Source organism: Azospirillum brasilense (assembly GCF_007827815.1).
Lineage (GTDB): Bacteria > Pseudomonadota > Alphaproteobacteria > Azospirillales > Azospirillaceae > Azospirillum > Azospirillum brasilense_C.
This window is the reverse complement of record NZ_VITH01000017.1, coordinates 102,699-122,416: the sequence shown is the minus strand read 5'-3', so window position 1 is coordinate 122,416 and position 19,718 is coordinate 102,699. Positions and strand designations below refer to the sequence as shown.

Sequence of the window (19,718 nt, the reverse complement as noted above, 5' to 3'; positions counted from 1 at the left end):
CACGGAATGGGAAAGAACATCACGGAACCAGTTCGACATCCTTGTCCCCGGCGGTGAGGGTCAGCGTTCGTGTGTCCGGCACCCGCAGGCGGTGCGGTCCCGGCGTGGAATAGTTGGCGAAGACCAGCAGGGCCCAGGCCGGCTCGCCCGGTGGCAGGTCGGTCTTCAGCGTCTGGCCGGGGACCAGCTCCCAGCTCGTCACGCCGAGCGTGGTCGGGTGATCGCGCATGGACTGCTCGCGCTGGCCGAACCACTCCGCGGCGGTCAGCGCCCCCAGCTTGTCCACCAGCGCCTTGTCGCGAACGGACACGAGGTCGATGGCGACCGGCGTGGTGTCGTTGGCGGCGGGCGCGACCGTGAAGGACACGCTGTCCAGCGCGGCGCGCGGCTTGTCCGCGCATCCGGCGGCGAGCAGCGCCAGCGCCAGCGCGCCGGCCAGACCAAATCCTTTTCCGTTCACCGGAGTCATGGCGTTCAGCGCTCTCCCGCTTCGGCAAGGGTGACGACGGTTCCGGACACCCCATTGGCCCGCGTCAGCGCGTCCAGCGCGCGGGCGGCCTCATCGGCCGCGGCGTAGCGTCCGGTGCGCACGGCGTAGGGGGCATTGCCGCCGGGCAGCGGCGCGAAATCGACCGTGCCGCGCACGCCGCGCTGGGCGGCGGCGGCGGCGAAGGACTCCGCGTTGGCCGGGGTGGCGAAGCGTCCGAGTTCGATGGCGTAGTGGCGGATCGGCGCCGCCCCGCCGTCCTTCATCGCGTCCAGCCGGTCGTTCAGCGTGTCCTCGACGATGCCCTCCACGCTGTTGCCGGCGAACTCGGTGACGCGGTAGCCGGTCTTCTCGATGACGTGGGCGGCCGTGCCGGCCATCCAGCCGGGCAGGAGGCGGCGGGCCGCGTCAGCGGCGCCGCGGGTCACCGGTTCGGTGGCGGAGATCGCCCGTCCACGCGCCTGGTCGCTGAAGATGTCCGCCGTCTCGATCACGCCCTGGCGGGCCTCGAAGCTGTCGGCGACGCTGCTGCGCGCCATCGCGCCCAGCCCGCCGCCGGCCGCGGGCGCTCCGGCGGATGCCATGGAGGAAGCGGCGGCGGAGGCGGGTGCGGACGCCACCGGTGCGCCACCGCCATCGCCGCCCGTCAGGATCAGCGCCGCCATCACCGCGCCGAGCAGCAGGGCCACGACGGTCAGCACGGCGACGCCGGCGGCCAGAGCCGCCACCTGCCATCGTCCGAGCGTGATCGTGGTCATCGCGGGAATTCCTGGGGAAGAAACCGTCGGGCGGACCGCTCGCCGTGCGGGGTGGCGGCCCAGCCTGATAGAAGCATCCCGGCGGCCCAAATCCGCGCGCTGTCTGGTTCGTTCTGGCGTAGTCCCGCGGGGGTTTCGCGGCGATGACCCGGAGGCCTGCCCCGCCGTGCGGAGAAGCCCGCAAATCCGGCGGGTTACCCCGTTGGTCCGAACTGGATCATTCGCCGCCGCCGGCCTTCCCGGGCTGGGCAGCGGGAAGCGGTTCCTCGACCACCACACCGCCGATCCCGGCGGTCCGCTCGAAGGACGGGCGGCGAGCCTCGGCCTGCCAGCGATCGGCGAAGGCGCCGGCGCGCACGCGGTGCCACTGCCCGCCGGCGGCGTCCATGGTCTCGACGATCTCCACCGGCAGGCCCCGCCCGGCCAGCGCCATCGCGAAGTCCTGTGCGTTCCCGGCGGAGCGGAAGACGCCGAGTTCGATGGAGAAGCGCGCCGTGGGCGCCTTCACGGTCGCGACCGGGCGGACCGGGACCGCGGCCGGAGCGGCCTTCTCCGGCTCCGCCTTCGCCGCCTCCTGTGGCGCGGCGGCGGACGCGGCGTTCGCTTCGGCGGGCGCGGGGTCGTCCGCGGCGCCGGGCAAGCCCCCGCCCGCCAGGAAATAGCCGCCCGCGAAGGCCACCAGGAGGAGCAGCAGCGCCAGAACGCCGATCAGAAGTTTCTTCATGGCACCGCGCTCATGAGTCCGGACCGCCGCACAGCCGCCGCATCTCCGCCGTCTCGCGCTGGTAGCCGAGCCGCACCCGCCGGTCGAGCACGAGGCAGAGGTAGGTGTCCTGCGCCGCCGGGTCGCTGGCGTGGTAGCGGCGCACCGCCTCCGTCCAGGAGCCGTGGCGGTCGTACAGCTCCCGCAGGAAGCGGGCGGCGTAAGCGACGTTGACCGCGGGGTCCAGCATGTCCTCGCCACCCGCGAAGGAACCCGCGTGCCAGCGCGTGTGGATCTGCATGCAGCCGACCGCCACGTCGCCGCGCAGGCCGCCCTCGCCGTCCTGCATCAGCCGCAGCGCCTCGCGCCGCGTCGCCGGATAGTGCGGGCGGCCGGAGACGTTCAGCGCCCAGGGCCAGGGCGTCCCGGCCCGCCCGGATTCGACGACGCTCATGGCGTGCAGGATGCCCGGCGGGATGCCGTAGAGCGCCTCCCCGTTGCGCAGGTAGCGGCTGCATTGGAACAGCGCCGGTCCGCCTTCGGACGCCGGGGCCAGCTCCGCCGCCGCCGGCCCGGCGAGCAGGGCGCCCATCAATCCCAGAACACCGGCGAAAAGGCGCCCCGCCCGCCAAGCCCTCTCCCGCCCCGGGAGAGGGAACGGAAGTCCGCCGGCCCTCATGCCCGCACCCGCAGGGCGACGCACAGCCGGTCCACCGCCATCGCGGCACCGCCGCCATGCTCGGCCAGCCCGGCGGACACCGCCGCGGTGACGCTGGCCGAGGACAGGTTGTCGAGGTTGCCGAGGATGCCGGTCAGCCGCGCCCGCCCGAAGGCGACGCCGAAGCGGTTCTCGCCGTCCAGCAGCCCGCCGTTGCACAGCACCAGCGTGGAGGGCACCGGCAGGTCGAGCGCGGTTTCCACCGCCGTCATCGCGGGGTCGAGGCCGAGCGGCGGGTTGGCCGCCACCGGCAGGTCCACCACGTCGCCGAAACGCCGCAGCAGGAAGGGCTCCGGCACGCCCGCCGCGGCGAAGACCAGCCGGCGCGAGCGCGGCGACACGATGCCCATGGCGAGCCCGATCGACAGACCGGCGGCGTTGTCCGCCGCCAGCAGCCGGTTGGCGCCGGTCAGGCAGGCCGCCGGCCCGAGCCCGGCCGCCGCCAGCGTCCGCAGCGCGGCGCGCGCCGTGACCGTCATGAAGCCGGCGGCCAGCCCGCCGCCGGACACCTGTCCAATCAGCACCACCAGCGACCCGTCCACCGTCAGGAAAAAGTCGTAGAAGCTGCCGTCGAACTCCGCCGCCGGGCGCATCAGGCCCGACGCCTCCAGGTCGGGGGCGGTGGTCAGGTCGGGCGGCAGGATGGCCGCCTGCATGCGCCGGGCGATCTCGAACTGTTTTTGCAGTTCCACAAGCTCGGTCCGGGTGTCCAACGCCGATTGAAGCTGGCGGACCATGCCGTCGAGTGCGGTGTGCTGGTCGCGCACGCGTTCCGCCATCACCTCGAAGGCGACGGCAAGCGCGCCGGGGTCGTCGGTGCGGGCGCAGGGCGTCCGGCCCTCCGACGCCGCTTCGATGCGGGCGAGGTCGGCGAGAAGCTCCCGCCGCCCCTGCTCCGGCAGGGTTTCCGACAGGCGCAGCATCTGGCGCCGGATGAAGGACTGCTGGCGCAGCCAGTGGCGGGCGCGCCGCTCCTCGGCGTCGCGCAGCGCGCGGCTGCGGCTGCGGAAGACCTCGACGGTGCGGGCGAGTTGCCCGGCCTCGTCGCTGCGCTCCGCCCCCAGCACGGCGACGCCGGTGTCACCCGCGGCCAGGGCCGACAAGGCGGACATGGAGGCGTAGACCGGCGTGAAGACGCGCCGGAAGTACCAGTCCAGCCCCAGCGTCCCCGCCACCAGCACCATCAGCACCACGAGGATGGCGGAGCTGTCCAGCAGGCTGTCGGCCATGGCGGCCAGCGTGGTCTCGCGCACGGTGACGAGGTACAGCGTGCCGTCCCCCTCCGTCCCGGCGATCTTGGGCAGGCGCAGCTTGCGCACGCCGTAGCCGCGGGCGCCGATGGTCGCCTGCACCTCCTCGCCGCGCTCCGCGGCGGGACGCACGTCGGCCCAGGCCAACGGCCCGGCGTGGCCGTACAACGTGCCGTCGCTGCCGACCAGGAAAGCGGAGCCGCCGAGGACGCCGGCCAGCGCCTCCAGGCTGCCGGTCAGTGGACGGATGGCGACCAGCGCCCGGTCGGCCGGCCGTTGCGCGCCGAGGGGGCGGGTGAGCAGAAGCTGCGCGGCACCGCCGGTCAGCACCAGACCGTCCTGCGTGTCGTTGCGGGCCAGCACCTGCCCGATGCGCCGCTCGTCGAGAAGGCGGATCGGCTGGTCGGCCGGGACGGCGAGCAGGGTCTGCCCCGCGCCGTTGACCACCGTCGCCGCCGTGAATCCCAGCGCGCCGAGCCGTTCGGCCGCCGCCGCGGCGTTGCCGCGTTCCAGGGCGTCGCTCAGGCGGGGGTCGCCCACCGCCACCCGCGCGGCCGCGGCGGACTGATCGAGCAGCCCTTCCCACAGCCGCAGGGTCATCCGCCCCTCGTCCTCGGCGTGGCGGGTGGCTCCGCTCTCGATGCGCAGCAGGGCGAAGACCGCGGCAGTGACGAGCACGGCAAGGACCACCGCGGCGGCGGCCACCGTCATGCGCTGGCGAAGACCGGTCATCGCGCGGCCTCCCCGTCGACCGGAACGCGCCGGCGCGGTGCGGCGTGGCGCCACAGGGTCAGGAGCAACGGCGGCACGGCGGCGATCCCGGCAAGCAAGGCGAGCGAGGGCAGCGTGCCCGCGGCGACCATGGGAGTGCTGCCGCCGGACAGCCAGAGCGCGCCGAGCGTTCCGGCCAGGGTCAGCGCGGCCCGCGCCGCGGTCATGCCTCCCCAATCGCCCGACACCGCGAAGCCCGCGTGCCCGGCACCGAGCGCCGCCGCGACGGCGAGCGCGACGGCGGTCCCCGGCTCGACCGGGCCGAGCGCCAGGAGCAGGCCGACCGCCGCCGTCCCCCCCAGGCTCAACAACGGCGCGGCGCTCCGCGGCACCAGGACCGCGACCAGCGCGGCGGCCAGCCAGGCCGGGGTGGCGTGCAGCCAGAGGAGTTCCGCGACCCGGCGAGCGTCCATCGCCCCGCCGCCGTCAGCCCGGCTCAACACCGCCAGAGCCAGCGCGGTGACCAGCCACAGCCCCCAGCCCTTGGGACGCACCGCGCCCTCCGTCCACCAGCGGTCCACCGCCAGCAGGGAGCGCAGGGTCGCCCGCGGCAGGGTCACGCCGGTCCGCCGCTCCAGCCGGACGGCGGCCAGGAGGCCGGCTAGCCCGGACAGCACCGCTCCGGCCATGAGGACACCCGGCACGGCACCGCCAAGGCACAGGACCGACAGCCCCGTCCCGACGACCAGACCACCGGCGGCGGACACCGCCGGCCCGGCGCGCAGGCTTTCCGCGGCGGGACGCGCCGCCTGGAAGGGAAGTGCGGCGAACAGACCGCCCAGCACCGCGCCGGCCAGCCATACGGCTGTCCCGTCGCCCAGCCCGCTCAGCAGCGCCCAGCCACCCAGCGCCAGCGCCCCGGCGACGGGCGCGCGGCGGCCGAGCGCCAGGGCGAGCGGAACCGCCGCGGCCATGCCCAGAACCACCCCGCCGAGCGCCACGCCCGGCGGCAGGTGCCGGGCCGCGACCGCCGCGGCGACGGCCGTTCCCACACCCGCGCAGAAGGCGGTGGCGTAGGGCAGCGACCCGGCGTCCGGCGGGGCCAGCGCGGTCAGCCGGTCGGGCGAGAAGCGGCCCAGCCGCTCGATCCGCTCGATCAGCGGCGCCACCTCCGCCGCGGCGTCCTTGTTGAAGCTGAGGTCGCGCACCTCGGCCAGATAGCTGCGCAGGCGGGCGAAGCGGTCGTTCACGCCGGTTACCACCCGGTTCATCTCGGCCAGCAGGGTGCCGATCAAGCTCTGCTCCACCGGCGGAGCGATGCGGTCGTAGGCGGAGCGCGCCAGGTTGGCCTCCAGCGAGGCCGCCAGCCGCAGCGGCGCCATCACCTGGGCGTTCAGCATGGTGCGCAGTGCCAGCCCACCGAGCGCCAGCGCGATGCTCAGCGCCACCGCGAAGTCGATCAGGATGCGCGGCGCGTTGGCCGGCTGCGCCACGGCGCTGCGGCCGAGAAGGACCTCGCCCGCGGTGGCGGCGCCCTGGCGGATGGGAAAGCGTTGCAGGACCAGCCCCAGCGCGGACCAGTCGGTTTCCGCCGGCACCAGCCGCACCGACAGGTCGGGCCGCGCCGCGTCGGATTTCTGGAACAGGGGACGGCCGGCGCCGTCCACCACCAGGATCAGCCTGATCTCCGGGAAGACCGCGCCGGCCTCGCCCAGATAATCGTCCATCCCGGCCATGCGGTCGAGCGGCAGGCCGAGGGCCAGCGCCTTCTCCAGGTCATGGGCGATGCCCGTCCCGACGATCTCGGCGCGGGAGGCGGTTCCCCGGTCGGCCAGCCCCGCCGCAGCGATCAACGCCGCCGCCAGAGTGGCGAGCCAGGGCACGACGACCACCACCGCCATCAGCGGGATGAAGCGCCGCAACACGCCGCGCAGAGGGAATGGAGTCACGGGGCGGGTCATCGCAGCACCTCCCCGTCGATGCGGGCGGCCTCGGTCTCCGCCGCGCGCAGCCCGGCCAGGACGGCGGACAGCGCCGGATCGCCCACCGCGACGGCAGGCGCGTCGGCCTGAAGCTGCCGCGCCTCGGCGGCGTAGAAGGCCGTCCGCTCCATAACGGACCGGCAGACGCCCGACAGCAGAAGCCGCGTGCCCAGAACGGCAAGGATCGCGATGGCGGCCAGGAAGACGGCGGTGACCGTGGCGGTCTCGCGCAGCGCGGCCAGGACCTCAACCCGCGCGTCCTGCTGCGGGGCGAGACCCAGCACGGCGCCGGCCGGTTTGCCCAGGGCGTCGGCCACCGGCACGCCGACCAGCACACCGTCGCGGTCGGCGAGGTCCCAGGGCTCCGTCGGCAACCCCGCGGCGCCGCCCATCCAGGAGGCCGGCACCGGTGTTCCCGCCGCCTGGGCGGTGGCGAACAGCACGGTCCCGCGCGGGTCCACCACGTAGAGCCGCACGCCCCCACCGCCGGTGGAGGCCACTTCGATCAGCCTTTGCAGGTCGTTCTGGTCGGCGAGTGGAAAGCCGATGGCGGCGCGCTCCGCAGCACTGGCCGCCACGCGGCTGGCCAGCGCCGATGCGCGCGCGGCGATTTCCGCCGTGTGTGCCTCCGCCACCGCGTTGTGAAAGGCGAACAGGGTGAACGCCTGCCCGCCCACGGCGCACAGCCACAACACAAGCGCCAGACGCCCGAAACCGTAGAGCATGGCCAGCCTCCCAGGGTCCGGCTATAGCGGCTTTCCTTGGGGGCATCCCGTTCAGATTGGCCCAACTTGGTCTGATCTGCTTTTGCCGCTCCCCGGCCCCTGCGATACTCCCCCGGCGAACCAGACCGGCCAACCGGACCAGCCAACCAGAAAGGGCGCGCTCCATCATGAACCGGCCATCATGAACCAGGATGCCCGCCTGCACGCGATCCTCGCCCGGCTGCGCAGCGATTCCCCCGGCGAGCGGCTGGCCGCCCTCTCCGCGCTGGAGCGGCTGATGCCCGCTGGCACCTCCCTCTACGAGGTCATCCAGGTCGGGCTGTTCTACACCGACCGCGGCACCGTCGCCCCCTCGTTGGTCGAGGAGGTGGACCGCCTGCGCGGCGAGGCGCAGGAGGCGACGCGGCGGGAGGAGCGGCAGCGCCGCCGCGCCCGGGCGCTGGAGACCGGCATCCGCGCCGTGATGGAGGAAATGCGCGGCGGCAAAGGCGCCTGACCGCCTTCGCTCCGCAACGGACGCAGTTCCGGCAGCGTGACTCCGGGAGTGGACCAACAAGGCGTTCCGCGGCGGCCCGCCATCGCACACCTTGCGGGGCACTACCGCCGTGCGTACCCGGAGGCCCTTTGCCCACCATCACCGCACCCTGTCAGCATGCCCTTTACGCCGCCGTGGACTCCGCGGCGACGGCGCGCGGCATGACGGTGCCCGCCCTGATCCGCTCCTGCCTGACGCTGGTCGGGCCGGAGGCGCTGACCCATCTGCCCGATCCCGGCAGCCCGGAGCCGGTGGACGTTTCCCACCGCACCGTGACGCTGAAGAACGGCGGCACCCGCCGCGTGCGGGTCGTGCCGAAGCTGCGCGTGCGCCACGCCACGCCGCTCGACGCGGCGACCGTGCGCAAGGCCGCCTGGGTCGCCGCCACCATCGGCAACGACGACGGCGCGCATCTCATCACCGCGGGCGAACTGAACGCCGTGGAAAGCGAGATGAGCCGCTGCCGCCTGCGGCTGGAACAGTTGACCGCGGCGCTGGAGACCCTGGCCTTCCGCCCGCTGCGCCAGCCGATCCGCAAGCCCTGGCAGGCCACCTACGTGCTGGGCTTCACCCACGAATGGGGCCTTGACCCACAGGTGGTGAACAGCCGCTTCCGCACGCTGGCCCCGATCTTCCACCCCGACACCGGCCTGCTCTCCAGCGCCGAGCGGATGAGTCAACTCTTGGAGGCCCGCAACTTCCTCTTGCAGCACCTTCGAAGCTGAGCGGGCGATGCTTCGTACGCCGGACATTCCCTCCGAAACGGAGGTGTTCCGGGGCGATGTCGTCCAATTGGGGTCCATCTCGGCTGGCCTCCGCGGGGGTGCCTTTCGAATGATGGCGAAGCTCGACAGCCGGCGCGCGACGCGCACAACCCTATGAGGTCGTCAGATATGAGCGAGAGCAGTCAGAAGAAGTTGGAGCGCGTCCGCCCGCCGCGGGTGAAGCTCACCTACGAGGTCCACACCGGTGGCGCCCAGGAGATGAAGGAGCTGCCCTTCCTGGTCGGCATCCTGGCCGACCTCAGCGGCAAGCCGGAGAAGCCCCTTCCCAAGCTGAAGGAGCGCAAGTTCGTCGAGATCGACCGCGACAACTTCAACGACGTGATGGCCTCCGTCGGGCCGCGCCTCGCCTTCCAGGTGGACAACAAGCTGCAGGAGGACGGCGGCAAGCTGAACATCCTGCTGAACATGCGCCACATGGACGATTTCCAGCCGGTGGAGGTGCTGAAGCAGGTGCCGACGCTGAGCCGCCTGTTCGAAGCCCGCCAGAAGCTGTCGGATCTGCTGGCCAAGCTGGACGGCAACGACGAGCTGAACGGCCTGCTGAACGACGTCATCACCAGCACCGAGCAGCAGGACGAGTTGAAGAAGCTCCTCGGCCCGGTGGCCGGTGCCCCGGCCGGCGAGCCCGCGGGCGAGCCCGCCTGATTCCCCGTCCCGTCAAGCCCAATCAGAACCCCCTTCACGGAGCGAACAGGTGAGCACGGAAACGTCCGTTGAGAGCGCCGCCAGTCTGTCCCTGCTCGACCGCATGATGGTCGAAGGCAAGATGGCGCGCGAAGAGGGCCAGCGGCCCTACGCCCGCGACCTTCTGACCGAATTCGTCGACCAGGTCCTCGCCGAGACCGGCGACGCCTCCGCCATCGACGTGGTCGAGGCGATCAACCAGCGCATCGCGCAGATCGACGAGCTGATCAGCGACCAGCTGAACGAGGTCATGCACCACCCCGACTTCCAGAAGCTGGAAGGCACGTGGCGCGGCCTCAACTACCTCGTCATGAACACCGAGACCTCGACGACGCTGAAGCTGCGCGTCCTCAACGTCTCGCGCAAGGACCTCCAGAAGGACCTGGACAGCGCGGTCGAGTTCGACCAGAGCGCCATGTTCAAGATGGTCTACGAGGCCGAGTACGGCACGCTGGGCGGCACGCCCTACAGCATGCTGGTCGGTGATTACGAGTTCGGCCGCCATCCGCAGGACATCTCCCTGCTGGAGAAGATGTCGAACCTCGCCGCCGCCGCCCACGCGCCGTTCATCAGCGCCGTGTCGCCGGCGATGTTCGACATGGAGAACTTCGGCGAGTTGGGCGCCCCGCGCGACCTGTCGAAGATCTTCGAGACGGCCGAGATGGTGAAGTGGCGGTCCTTCCGTTCGTCGGAAGACTCCCGCTACGTCTCGCTGACCATGCCGCACGTCCTGATGCGCCTGCCCTACGGCCCGAACACCGTTCCGGTCGAAGGCATGAACTTCGTCGAGGACACCGACGGCCGCGATCATTCCAAGTACCTGTGGGGCAACGCCTCCTGGGCGCTGGCCGCGCGCATCACCGACAGCTTCGCCAAGCACGGCTGGACCGCGGCCATCCGCGGCGTGGAAGGCGGCGGCAAGGTCGAGGGTCTGCCCAGCCACACCTTCAAGACCGACGAGGGCGACGTCGCCCTGAAGTGCCCGACGGAGATCGCCATCACCGATCGCCGTGAGAAGGAGCTGAACGACCTCGGCTTCATCTCGCTGGTCCACTGCAAGAACACGGATTACGCGGCGTTCTTCAGCGGCCAGACCACCAACAAGCCGAAGGTCTACAACACCGACGAGGCCAACGCGAACGCCCGCATCTCGGCGATGCTGCCATACATGCTGGTGTCGTCGCGCTTCGCCCATTACCTGAAGGTGATGCTGCGCGACAAGATCGGCGCCTTCCTGACGCGCAACAACATCACGGACCACCTGAACACCTGGATCGCCAACTACGTCCTTCTGGACGACGAGGCGTCGCAGGGCACGAAGGCCCGTTTCCCGCTGCGCGAGGCCCGCATCGACGTCTACGACGTGCCGGGCCGTCCGGGCGTCTACCGCGCCAACATCTTCCTGCGCCCGCATTTCCAGCTCGAAGAGCTGTCGGCCTCCATCCGCATGGTCGCCGAACTGCCGGCGCCGGAAGCCTGATCCCCTCCCCCCGAACGCATCGTCCGGAGTAAATCCGCATGTCTATGATCATTCTCGATATCCCCAACGTCCAGGGGGAGTCCGCGGTGGAGATCGCCGGGGGCGTGGTGTTCAAGGACATGATCCTGTGCGAATCCCTGTCGCAGGACATGACCGTCGAAATGGAAGTGTCGACCAACGCCCGCCGCACGGTCCACACCCCGAAGGTCGAGAACATCACGCTTGAGCGCAAGTGGGACCGGGCCTCGCCCAAGCTGATCTCGCTGCTGCTGCGCTCGGCCAACTCCGACACGGCGAAGAAGCAGTGGACCATCCACTGCCTGAAGCCGATCGGCGACAGCCACCAGTGGGGCGAGTTCCTGACGATCGAGCTGACCAACCCGCTGATCGCCAAGCACAGCCTGAGCGTCAACGAGGGCGACACGACCGAGACCATCGAGATCAACGCCACCGAGATCTACTGGACCTACAAGCGCTACACCGAAGAGCAGAAGCACGAAGGCGGTGGCGGCGTGAAGTTCAACCTGCTGAAGGGCACCGTCTCCGACAGCTGAGGTGGTGAATAACCCTCTCCCCTCTGGGGAGAGGGAAGGGTGAGGGGGTTGTGCATGTCGGCACGTCCGGCAAAAGCACAACCCCCTCATCCTAACCTTCTCCCCAGAGGGGAGAAGGAACTGAAGCCCCCAACGGACACGGCGATGACCCAGCCCAAGACGATGACCGGTGGACGGTCGCTGCTGTTCGAACGGCTGATCGACTTCGAACCGGACCACCCGACGGGCGACGAGCCGTCCACCACGGTGCTGTCCATGCCCGACCTCAAGGCGTCGATCCGGCGCGAGGTGGCGCGCATCCTCGACAGCCGCAGCACCGGCACGCGCCGCCCCGATCTCGGCGGAACGGCGCTGGACTATGGGATTTCCGACATCACGCATTTGGACGCCGCTTCCGACGCCGACCGCCGTCAGGTGGAGCGGATGGTGCGACAGGCCATCATCGATTTCGAGCCGCGGCTGAAGCGCCCGCGGGTGACCGTCAGCGCCGGAACCGGGCGCGGCACCATGGTCACCAGCATCTCCGGCGAGGTCGTGGCGGGCACCGTCACCGAACGGCTGGAATTCGACGTGGGCCTGCGCGGCCCGGCCGCCACCGAGCCGAGCCAGTCCGGCTGAAAGGACGCACCAGGATGCGGCGCGAGGACCTCCTCGACCATTACGAACGCGAGCTTCTCTACGTCCGCCGGGCGGGCGAAGCTTTCGCGCGCAGCTATCCCAAGATTGCGCGCCGGCTGGCGCTGGGGCCGGATCAGGCCGCCGACCCCAACGTCGAGCGGCTGATCGAATCCTTCGCTTTCCTGTCGGGTCGCCTGCAGCTCAATCTGGAGCGCGAGTTCCCGCGCTTTTCCGAGGCGCTGCTCGGCATCCTGCACCCGCAGATGATCGCGCCGATCCCGGCCATGGGCATCGCGCGGATGGAGCCGACACCCGGTGAGGGGCGGCTGACCGGCGGCTTCCGCGTGCCGCGCGGCACCCCCTTGCACGCCGTGGCCGAGGACAACATCCGCTGCCGCTTCCGCACCGCCTACGACGTGACGCTGTGGCCGGTCGCGGTGACCGACGCCGCGGTGGAGCCGGCGGACCGCTACGACTTCCTCGACGGCGCCGCCACCGCCTCGGTGCTGCGGCTGCGGCTGGAGACGCGCAACCAGTCCTTCGAGAATCTGCCGATCGACAAGCTGCGCCTGTTCATCGACGGCGAGACGATCCTCACCTCCGCCCTGCACGAGCTGTTCCTGTGCGGTGTGGTCGAGATCGCCTACGTCCAGCCGGGCAAGCCGCCGGTGCGGCTGCGCGGTGAGACCCTGATCGCTCCGGTGGGCTTCGGTCCGGACGAGACGGTGCTGCCGCACCCCAAGCACGCCCAGCCGGCCTACGGCCTGCTGCAGGAATACTTCGAGTTCCCGCAGAAGTTCGACTTCTACGACCTGCCGATTCCCCAGGGGCGGTTGTCGGGAGAGGTCGTGGACATCCTGATCGCGGTGTCGCGCCCGCTGCCCAACCGGCTGACCCTGCGCAAGGACAGCTTCGTCCTCGGCTGCACGCCCATCGTCAACCTGTTCAACCGCACGGCGGAGCCGATCCGGCTGAACCACCGGCGCACCGCCTACCGCGTCGTCCCCGACGCCCTGCGCGAGCGCACCACCGAGGTCCATTCGATCTTGGAGGTCAGCGGCCTGCGCGACGGCGACGGCATGCACCACCGCTACGTCCCCCTCTTCTCGCACCAGCACGCCGAGGCCGAGACGGAACCGCGCGGCTTCTGGCTGGCCGCGCGCGAGCCGACCCAGCGCGACGACGTGCCGGGCACCGACCTGCATCTCAGCCTGCACCACCTCGATCTGACGCCGACCGACCCGGCGGACGAGACGCTTCTCGTGCGCACGCTCTGCACCAACCGGGCGTTGGCCGAGCAGGTCCCGGCGGGGGCCGCGCTGATGATCGAAGAATCCGCCCCCATCGCCACCATCCGCTGCCTGCACAAGCCGACCCCCGGACGCCCCGCCCCGGCGGGCGGTTCCTCGGCTTGGAAGCTGATCTCGCACCTGTCGGTCAACCATCTCAGCCTGACCGGCGACGCCGAGGGGCTGCGCGCCCTGCAATCGATCCTGCTGCTGCACGCGCCCGACGATCCGTCCGCTCAGCACCAGATCCGCGGCGTGCAGGGCCTGTCCTCCCGCCCGGTGTTGCACCGCATGGGGCAGGACGCCTGGCGCGGCTTCGTGCGCGGGCTGGAGGTGACGGTGGCCCTGGACGAACGGAACTTCGTTGGCGCCAGCCCGCTGGTCTTCGGCGGTGTGCTCAGCCGCTTCCTCGGGCTCTACGTCAACGTCAACGCCTTCGCCCAGCTTCGGCTGCGCTCGGTGCAACGGGAAGGGGTCTGGAAGGCATGGTCGCGCCTTGCCGGCAGCCAGCCGGTCCTGTGACGGACCGCCCCCCTCCCTCCTCGGGCCACCCTCCCGCCCTGATCGACCGGCTGGAGGCCGAGCCCTGGGGCTTCGACCTGCTGCAGGCCATCGCCCTGCTGGAGCGCGCCGCCCCCGGTCTGGCCCCGCTCGGCACCGGCATCGACCCGGAGCAGGAGGCCGTTCGCATCGAGCACGACCCCAGCTTCGTCTTCCCCGCCAGCGACGTTGTCGAGGCGCGGCGGACCGAGGACGGGCGCGGCGTCGTCCGCTCGCCCGTGCTGGGCGTGGCCGGCATCAACGGCCCCCTGCCCTACGTCGCCACCGAACTGCTGGTCGAGCGGGCGGCGCGGCGCGACACGGCGGGCTCCGCCTTCTACGACATCTTCAACCACCGCCTGATGTCGATCTTCTACCGCACCCGCCAGGGCAGCCTGCCCCTGCTGGAGCGCGACCCGGAACGCACGCTGATGGCACGCGTGCTGCGCGCGCTGGCCGGCATCGGCACGCCCGGCCTGGAGCAGCGCCTGCCCGGCACGCCCGACCGCATGCTGCTGGCCTTCTCCGGCATCCTCGCCAACCGCCGCCGCTCGTCGGCCGGGCTGGAGGCGATCCTCGGCGCCGTCTTCCGGGTCAAGGTGCGGGTGGAGAGCTTCGTCGGGCGCTGGCTGCCGCTGGACGAGGAGAGCCGCACCCGCATCGGCGGCGGCTTCGGCGCGCGGAACAACAGCCTCGGCCGCACGGTCGTGCTGGGCCGCCGCGTCTGGGACCAGCAGAGCTGCTACGCCATCGAACTGACGCTCGACAGCCTGGAGCGCTTCCGCGAGTTCCTGCCCGACGGGCGGCACCACCAGACGCTCTGCGCGCTCGCCCGCTTCCACACCGGGGACGGCATGGACTTCCGCATCGTGCTGGTGCTGGAGGCCACGAAGGTGCCGCCGACGCGCCTGTCCACCAAGCCGCAGGAGGGCAGCCGCCTCGGCTGGACCTCCTGGCTGCGGGCACCGGGCCGTCCGAATTTGAAGGACGGGCGCCTCACGCTCGCCCCCTCAAACCCTCTCCCCTCTGGGGAGAGGGTGGCCCGGAGGGCCGGTGAGGGGGTTGCGCTTGTGCCGGACGTACCACCACGCGCAACCCCCTCACCCTAACCCTCTCCCCAGAGGGGAGAGGGGACGCCGAACGCCTCTGACCCCGTCCTCGCCCGCAACGTCATCCCAGGGAGCCGTCCCGTGACCGCCGACATCAAGTCCCTCATCGGAAAGCTCGACCGCGACGGGCGCAAGGTGCTGGAACGCTCCGCCGCGCTGTGCGTCTCGCAGACCCATTACGACGTCGAGGCGGAGCATGTGCTGCTGGCCCTGCTGCGGCTGAAGGACGCCACCGTCGCCGGCATCCTGCGTCATTACGGTGTCGAGGCGGGCCGGCTGGAAACGGAACTGGAAGCGGCGCTGGACCGCATCCGCCGCGGCAACAGCCGCACCCCGGCCTTCTCCCCCCGCGTGCCGGAGATGCTGGAGACGGCGCTGCTGATCTCCGTCACCCATCTGGACAGCCCGCAGATCCTCCTTCCGGCCATCCTCTGGGCGGCGGTCGCCTGCGATTCCGTGCGGGCGGTGGTCACGGAGTCCGCCCCCTCCCTGCTCGCCCTGCCGCGCGAGCGCACCGCGTCCGACCTGCCGGAGCTGGTGTGCGCCCTGAAGGCGGGCGGACCGTCCGCCGCCACATCCGAATCCTCTCCCGCCGCCGCTCCGGTCTCCGCCGCATCGGACGGACGGGCCATGCTGGACCAGTACAGCCAGGACCTGACCGCCCAGGCCAAGGCCGGAAAGATCGACCCGGTGATCGGGCGCGACCGCGAGATCCGGCAGGTCATCGACGTGATGATGCGCCGCCGCCAGAACAACCCGATCCTCGTTGGCGACCCCGGCGTCGGCAAGACCGCCATCGTGGAAGGGCTGGCCCTGCGCATCGCCGAGGGCGACGTGCCGCTGCCGCTGCGCGGCATGGTCATCCGCACGCTCGACCTCGGGCTGCTCCAGGCCGGGGCCGGGGTGAAGGGCGAGTTCGAGAACCGGCTGAAATCGATCATCAAGGAGGTCTCGGCCTCCCCCGTGCCGATGGTCGTCTTCATCGACGAGGCGCACGCGCTGATCGGCGCCGGCGGGGCCGCCGGCCAGGGCGACGCCGCCAACCTGCTGAAGCCCGCCTTGGCGCGCGGCGAGTTCCGCACCATCGCCGCCACCACCTGGGCCGAGTACAAGAAGTATTTCGAGAAGGACCCGGCCCTGGCCCGCCGCTTCCAGCCCGTCTCGGTGCCGGAGCCGGACGAGACGGCGGCGGCGGCCATGCTGCGCGGCCTCGTCCGCCGTTTCGAGGAGCATCACGGGGTCAGCGTGCTCGACGACGGCATCGCCGCCGCGGTGGCCCTGTCCGCCCGCTACATTCCCGCCCGCCAGCTGCCCGACAAGGCGATCAGCGTGCTCGACACCGCCTGCGCCCGCGTCGCCATCGCCCGCAGCTCCAAGCCCGAAGCCATCGAGGCGATGGAGCGCGAGGACGCCATCCTGGCGCGCGAGGCGGAGCGGCTGGAGGCCGAACCCGGCACCGCCCACCACGCCCGCCTGTCGCAGATTTCGCAACGCCGCGGCGCGCTGGCCCTGGAGAAGGCCGCGCTGGACGAGCGCTGGACACGCGAACGCGATCTGGTCGATGCGGTGGAGGCCGCGCTGAAGGCCGGCCACGCCGTGGAGGCCGCCGCGGCCATGGAAAAACTGAAGGCCGTGCAGGGCGATAGCCCCCTCGTTCCGCACCGGGTGGACGGCGCGGTGGTCGCCGCCGTGGTGTCGAACTGGACCGGCATCCCGGTCGGCTCGATGTCCAAGGACGACCTTGAGGTGGTCGCCACGCTGGAGGACCGCATGGCCGCCCGCGTCGTCGGCCAGCCGCAGGCGCTCCAGGCCATCGCGCGGGCCGTGCGCGGCTACCGCGCCGGACTGGGCGAACCGCAGCGCCCCATCGGCGTCTTCCTGCTGAGCGGCCCCAGCGGCGTCGGCAAGACCGAAACTGCCCTGGCGCTCGCCGAGCTGCTGAACGGCGGCGAGGACAGCCTGATCACCATCAACATGTCGGAGTATCAGGAGGCCCACGCCGTGGCGACCCTGCGCGGCGCCCCGCCGGGCTATGTCGGCTACGGCAGCGGCGGCGTCCTGACCGAGGCGGTGCGCCGCCGCCCGCACGCCGTGGTGCTGATGGACGAGGTCGAGAAGGCCCACCCCGATGTGCTGGACATGTTCTATCAGGTCTTCGACAAGGGCGTTCTGGAGGACGGCGAGGGCGTGGAGGTGGACTTCCGCAACACGCTGATCCTGCTGACCAGCAACCTGGGCGACACCGAGTTGTTCGCTCTGGGCCGCGAGGCGCTCGACGCCGGACGCATCGGCGAGGCGCGCGAGGAGGGGCTGGCCGCCATTTCCGACGTGCTGCGCCGCCGCTTCCGCCCGGCCTTCCTCGGCCGCCTGTCGGTCGTGCCCTACTACCCGCTCAGCGAGGCGCAGATCCGCCGCATCGTGACGATGAAGCTGGACAAGCTGCAACGCCGCACCGCCGGCAACCGCGGCGCCGAACTGGCGGTCACCGACGCGGCGGTGGAGGCGCTGGTGCTGCGGGCGCTGAACTCCGACGCCGGGGCGCGCATGATCGACACGCTGCTGTCGGAGTTCGTGGTGCCGGAGGTGGCGATCCGCATCCTCGACCGCGTCGCCGCCGGCCAGCCGGTGGGCCGCATCACCGTGGACCACGGCGCGGACGGCCGCTTCACCGTCGGCGTGGACGGCGCGGCGGCCTGACCGGGGAGCGGCGAGGATGGCGAAGCGCTTTTCCCAGGACGGCCAGTATCTGTCCATCACCACCCCGCTGGGGGCGGACGCGCTGGCGCTGCGCACCATCGTGGGCGAGGAGCGGCTGTCGTCGCTGTTCACCTACCGCGTCACCATGATCTCGTCGGACGAGGACATCGCCTTCGACCGCCTCGTCGGCAAGGCGGTGACCGTCGCCATCACGCTCGGCGACCAGGAGACGGTGCGTTACATCAACGCCATCGTCGGCCGGATCGAGCTGACTCATGTCGACGACCGCGGCCAGGTCGCCCATTACGAGGCGGAGCTTCATCCCTGGCTGTGGATGCTGACCCATTCCGGCGACTGCCGCATCTTCCAGGAGAAGACGGTCCCGGAAATCGTCGAGGAGGTCTGCAAGGGCGCCGGCTACACCGACCTCAAGAAGTCGCTGACCGGCACCTACGCCAAGCGTGAATACTGCGTGCAGTACCGCGAGACCGACTACAACTTCGTCGCCCGGCTGCTCGAAGAGGAAGGCATCTTCTACTACTTCACGCATGAGGACGGGAAGCACACGCTGGTGCTGGGCGACGGGGCCAACGCCTTCGCCAAGAGCACACTGCTCGACGCCTTCGAGTACCGCACCACCGAAGGGCACGACGACGAGGACCATGTGCTGAACGGGCTCAGCGTCGAGCGGCGGGTGACGACCAAGAGCTACGGCATCGACGGCTACCATTTCGAGACGCCCTCGACCGACCTCTACGCCACGGCCGAGGGCGCGTCGGGCTTCGGCACGGTCAGCGACTACATGGGCCGCCACACTACCTCGTCGGACGGGGAGGCGATGGCCAAGCTGCGCCAGCAGGCCCTGGCCTTCCCCGGACGCCGGGTGCGCGGCAGCGGCGAATGCCGGTCGCTGGAGGCCGGGACGCGCATCACCGTGTCCGGCCACAGCAAGAGCGACCTGAACGCCGAGTATGTCCTGTATTCCGTGCGCATCGACGGGGCGAGCGGCCATTTCAACGCCCATTTCACCGCCTTCCCGCCCGACCTGCCCTTCCGCCCGCTCGACACGGCGGTGAAGCCGCGCATCCACTCCACCCAGACCGCCATCGTCGTCGGCAAGAGCGGGGAGGAGATCTGGCTCGACAAGTACGGGCGCATCAAGGTGCAGTTCCACTGGGACCGGCTGGGCAAGAAGGACGAGAAAAGCTCCTGCTGGGTCCGCGTCGCGCAGAACTGGGCGGGCAAGAACTACGGCATCATGTTCTTCCCGCGCGTCGGTCAGGAGGTGGTGGTGACCTTCCTCGACGGCGACCCCGACCGTCCGCTGGTCACCGGCTCGGTCTACAACGCCGAGCAGACCGTGCCCTACACGCTGCCCGACGATTCGACCAAGAGCACCATCAAGACGCAGACCTCCAAGAACGGCACCGGCAAGTTCAACGAGATCCGCTTCGAGGACAAGGCCGACGCCGAGGAGATTTTCGTTCACGCCCAGAAGGACATGAACGTCGAAGTGTTGAACGACGTGACCCGCCTCATCAAGCACGACGAGGTGGAGACGGTCGAGAACGACAGCACCATCGACATCCAGCACGACCGCAAGCTGACCGTGAAGAACGATCACAGCATCACCGTGTCGGAGGGCAACGAGACGCACGAGGTCGCGAAGGGCACCCGCGCCGTGACGGTGAAGGACAACGAGACCCACACCAACAAGGCCGACTTCATCCACAAGGCCGACGGCGACTACACCCTGACCGTGAAGGGCAACCTGACCATCGACGTGACCGGCGACGTGGTCATCAAGGGCAAGTCGGTGAAGGTGACCGCCACCTCCGGCGAGGTCGGCGTCAAGTCCGGGACGGACATGAAGCTCGACGCCGGCGGCGCCTTCAACGCGAAGTCCGGCATGGCCATGGAGATCAAGTCCGGCATGGGCATGGACGTCAAGGCGAGCATGGGCATGAACCTGAAGGCCGGCATGGCCCTGACCGCCGAGGGGCTGTCCGCGACGCTGAAGGCCCAGACCATGGGCGAGGTCAGCGCCGGCGCCATCATGACCGTCAAAGGCACCCTGGTGAAGGTGAATTGAG

Annotated in this window: 17 protein-coding genes; 10 read left to right on the top strand and 7 right to left on the bottom strand. The window is 71.0% G+C overall.

Features of this window, described 5'->3' with window-relative positions; genetic code table 11:
* Positions 1-19 precede the first annotated feature (19 nt).
* From FBZ83_RS26890 to FBZ83_RS26860, 7 genes are all read right to left on the bottom strand, one after another.
* A complete protein-coding gene (locus FBZ83_RS26890; protein ID WP_145689862.1) occupies positions 20-469 on the bottom strand; it encodes a hypothetical protein in 450 nt (149 codons plus the stop codon).
* A gap of 5 nt (positions 470-474) precedes the next feature.
* Positions 475-1,245 (bottom strand): SPOR domain-containing protein, encoded by a 771-nt coding sequence (locus tag FBZ83_RS26885; protein WP_145689861.1) that lies wholly within the window; start codon positions 1,243-1,245, stop codon positions 475-477.
* A gap of 217 nt (positions 1,246-1,462) precedes the next feature.
* The gene (locus FBZ83_RS26880) at positions 1,463-1,969 is read right to left on the bottom strand and encodes an SPOR domain-containing protein (RefSeq protein WP_145689860.1); all 507 of its coding nucleotides are present in this window, start codon (positions 1,967-1,969) and stop codon (positions 1,463-1,465) included.
* Positions 1,970-1,979: 10 nt separating this feature from the next.
* Positions 1,980-2,540 carry a lytic transglycosylase domain-containing protein gene (locus FBZ83_RS26875; RefSeq protein ID WP_186466203.1) on the bottom strand — a complete coding sequence of 187 codons (561 nt, stop codon included), beginning with the start codon at positions 2,538-2,540 and terminating at the stop codon, positions 1,980-1,982.
* A gap of 83 nt (positions 2,541-2,623) precedes the next feature.
* A complete protein-coding gene (locus tag FBZ83_RS26870) occupies positions 2,624-4,648 on the bottom strand; it encodes a PP2C family protein-serine/threonine phosphatase (RefSeq protein WP_145689859.1) in 2,025 nt (674 codons plus the stop codon).
* On the bottom strand, positions 4,645-6,588 hold the full coding sequence (locus FBZ83_RS32110) for a hypothetical protein (RefSeq protein WP_247888494.1): 1,944 nt from the start codon (positions 6,586-6,588) through the stop codon (positions 4,645-4,647). The genes FBZ83_RS26870 and FBZ83_RS32110 overlap by 4 nt, the downstream gene beginning before the upstream one ends.
* The gene (locus tag FBZ83_RS26860) at positions 6,585-7,334 is read right to left on the bottom strand and encodes a hypothetical protein (RefSeq protein WP_145689858.1); all 750 of its coding nucleotides are present in this window, start codon (positions 7,332-7,334) and stop codon (positions 6,585-6,587) included. The genes FBZ83_RS32110 and FBZ83_RS26860 overlap by 4 nt, the downstream gene beginning before the upstream one ends.
* Before the next feature lie 181 nt (positions 7,335-7,515).
* On the opposite strand from FBZ83_RS26860, the gene FBZ83_RS26855 reads away from it, so the two are divergent.
* From FBZ83_RS26855 to FBZ83_RS26810, 10 genes are all read left to right on the top strand, one after another.
* On the top strand, positions 7,516-7,830 hold the full coding sequence (locus tag FBZ83_RS26855; RefSeq protein ID WP_145689857.1) for a hypothetical protein: 315 nt from the start codon (positions 7,516-7,518) through the stop codon (positions 7,828-7,830).
* A gap of 128 nt (positions 7,831-7,958) precedes the next feature.
* Positions 7,959-8,594, top strand: coding sequence for a hypothetical protein (locus tag FBZ83_RS26850; protein WP_174452046.1), 636 nt, complete (start codon positions 7,959-7,961; stop codon positions 8,592-8,594).
* Between the two features lie 168 nt (positions 8,595-8,762).
* Positions 8,763-9,299 (top strand): type VI secretion system contractile sheath small subunit, encoded by a 537-nt coding sequence (tssB, locus tag FBZ83_RS26845; RefSeq protein WP_014198564.1) that lies wholly within the window; start codon positions 8,763-8,765, stop codon positions 9,297-9,299.
* A 49-nt stretch (positions 9,300-9,348) separates the two neighbouring features.
* The gene (gene tssC / locus FBZ83_RS26840; protein WP_014198563.1) at positions 9,349-10,818 is read left to right on the top strand and encodes a type VI secretion system contractile sheath large subunit; all 1,470 of its coding nucleotides are present in this window, start codon (positions 9,349-9,351) and stop codon (positions 10,816-10,818) included.
* Positions 10,819-10,856: 38 nt separating this feature from the next.
* Positions 10,857-11,372: an Hcp family type VI secretion system effector gene (locus tag FBZ83_RS26835; RefSeq protein WP_052584407.1), complete on the top strand. Its 516-nt coding sequence runs from the start codon at positions 10,857-10,859 to the stop codon at positions 11,370-11,372.
* Between the two features lie 144 nt (positions 11,373-11,516).
* A complete protein-coding gene (gene tssE / locus FBZ83_RS26830) occupies positions 11,517-11,990 on the top strand; it encodes a type VI secretion system baseplate subunit TssE (RefSeq protein WP_145689856.1) in 474 nt (157 codons plus the stop codon).
* Between the two features lie 14 nt (positions 11,991-12,004).
* Positions 12,005-13,801 carry a type VI secretion system baseplate subunit TssF gene (gene tssF, locus FBZ83_RS26825; RefSeq protein ID WP_145689855.1) on the top strand — a complete coding sequence of 599 codons (1,797 nt, stop codon included), beginning with the start codon at positions 12,005-12,007 and terminating at the stop codon, positions 13,799-13,801.
* A complete protein-coding gene (gene tssG, locus FBZ83_RS26820; RefSeq protein WP_247888493.1) occupies positions 13,798-14,928 on the top strand; it encodes a type VI secretion system baseplate subunit TssG in 1,131 nt (376 codons plus the stop codon). Before tssF ends, tssG begins: the two co-directional genes overlap by 4 nt.
* 81 nt (positions 14,929-15,009) lie before the next feature.
* Positions 15,010-17,625: a type VI secretion system ATPase TssH gene (tssH, locus tag FBZ83_RS26815; protein WP_145689854.1), complete on the top strand. Its 2,616-nt coding sequence runs from the start codon at positions 15,010-15,012 to the stop codon at positions 17,623-17,625.
* A 16-nt stretch (positions 17,626-17,641) separates the two neighbouring features.
* Positions 17,642-19,717, top strand: coding sequence for a type VI secretion system Vgr family protein (locus FBZ83_RS26810; RefSeq protein WP_145689853.1), 2,076 nt, complete (start codon positions 17,642-17,644; stop codon positions 19,715-19,717).
* The last annotated feature ends 1 nt before the right edge of the window (position 19,718 follow it).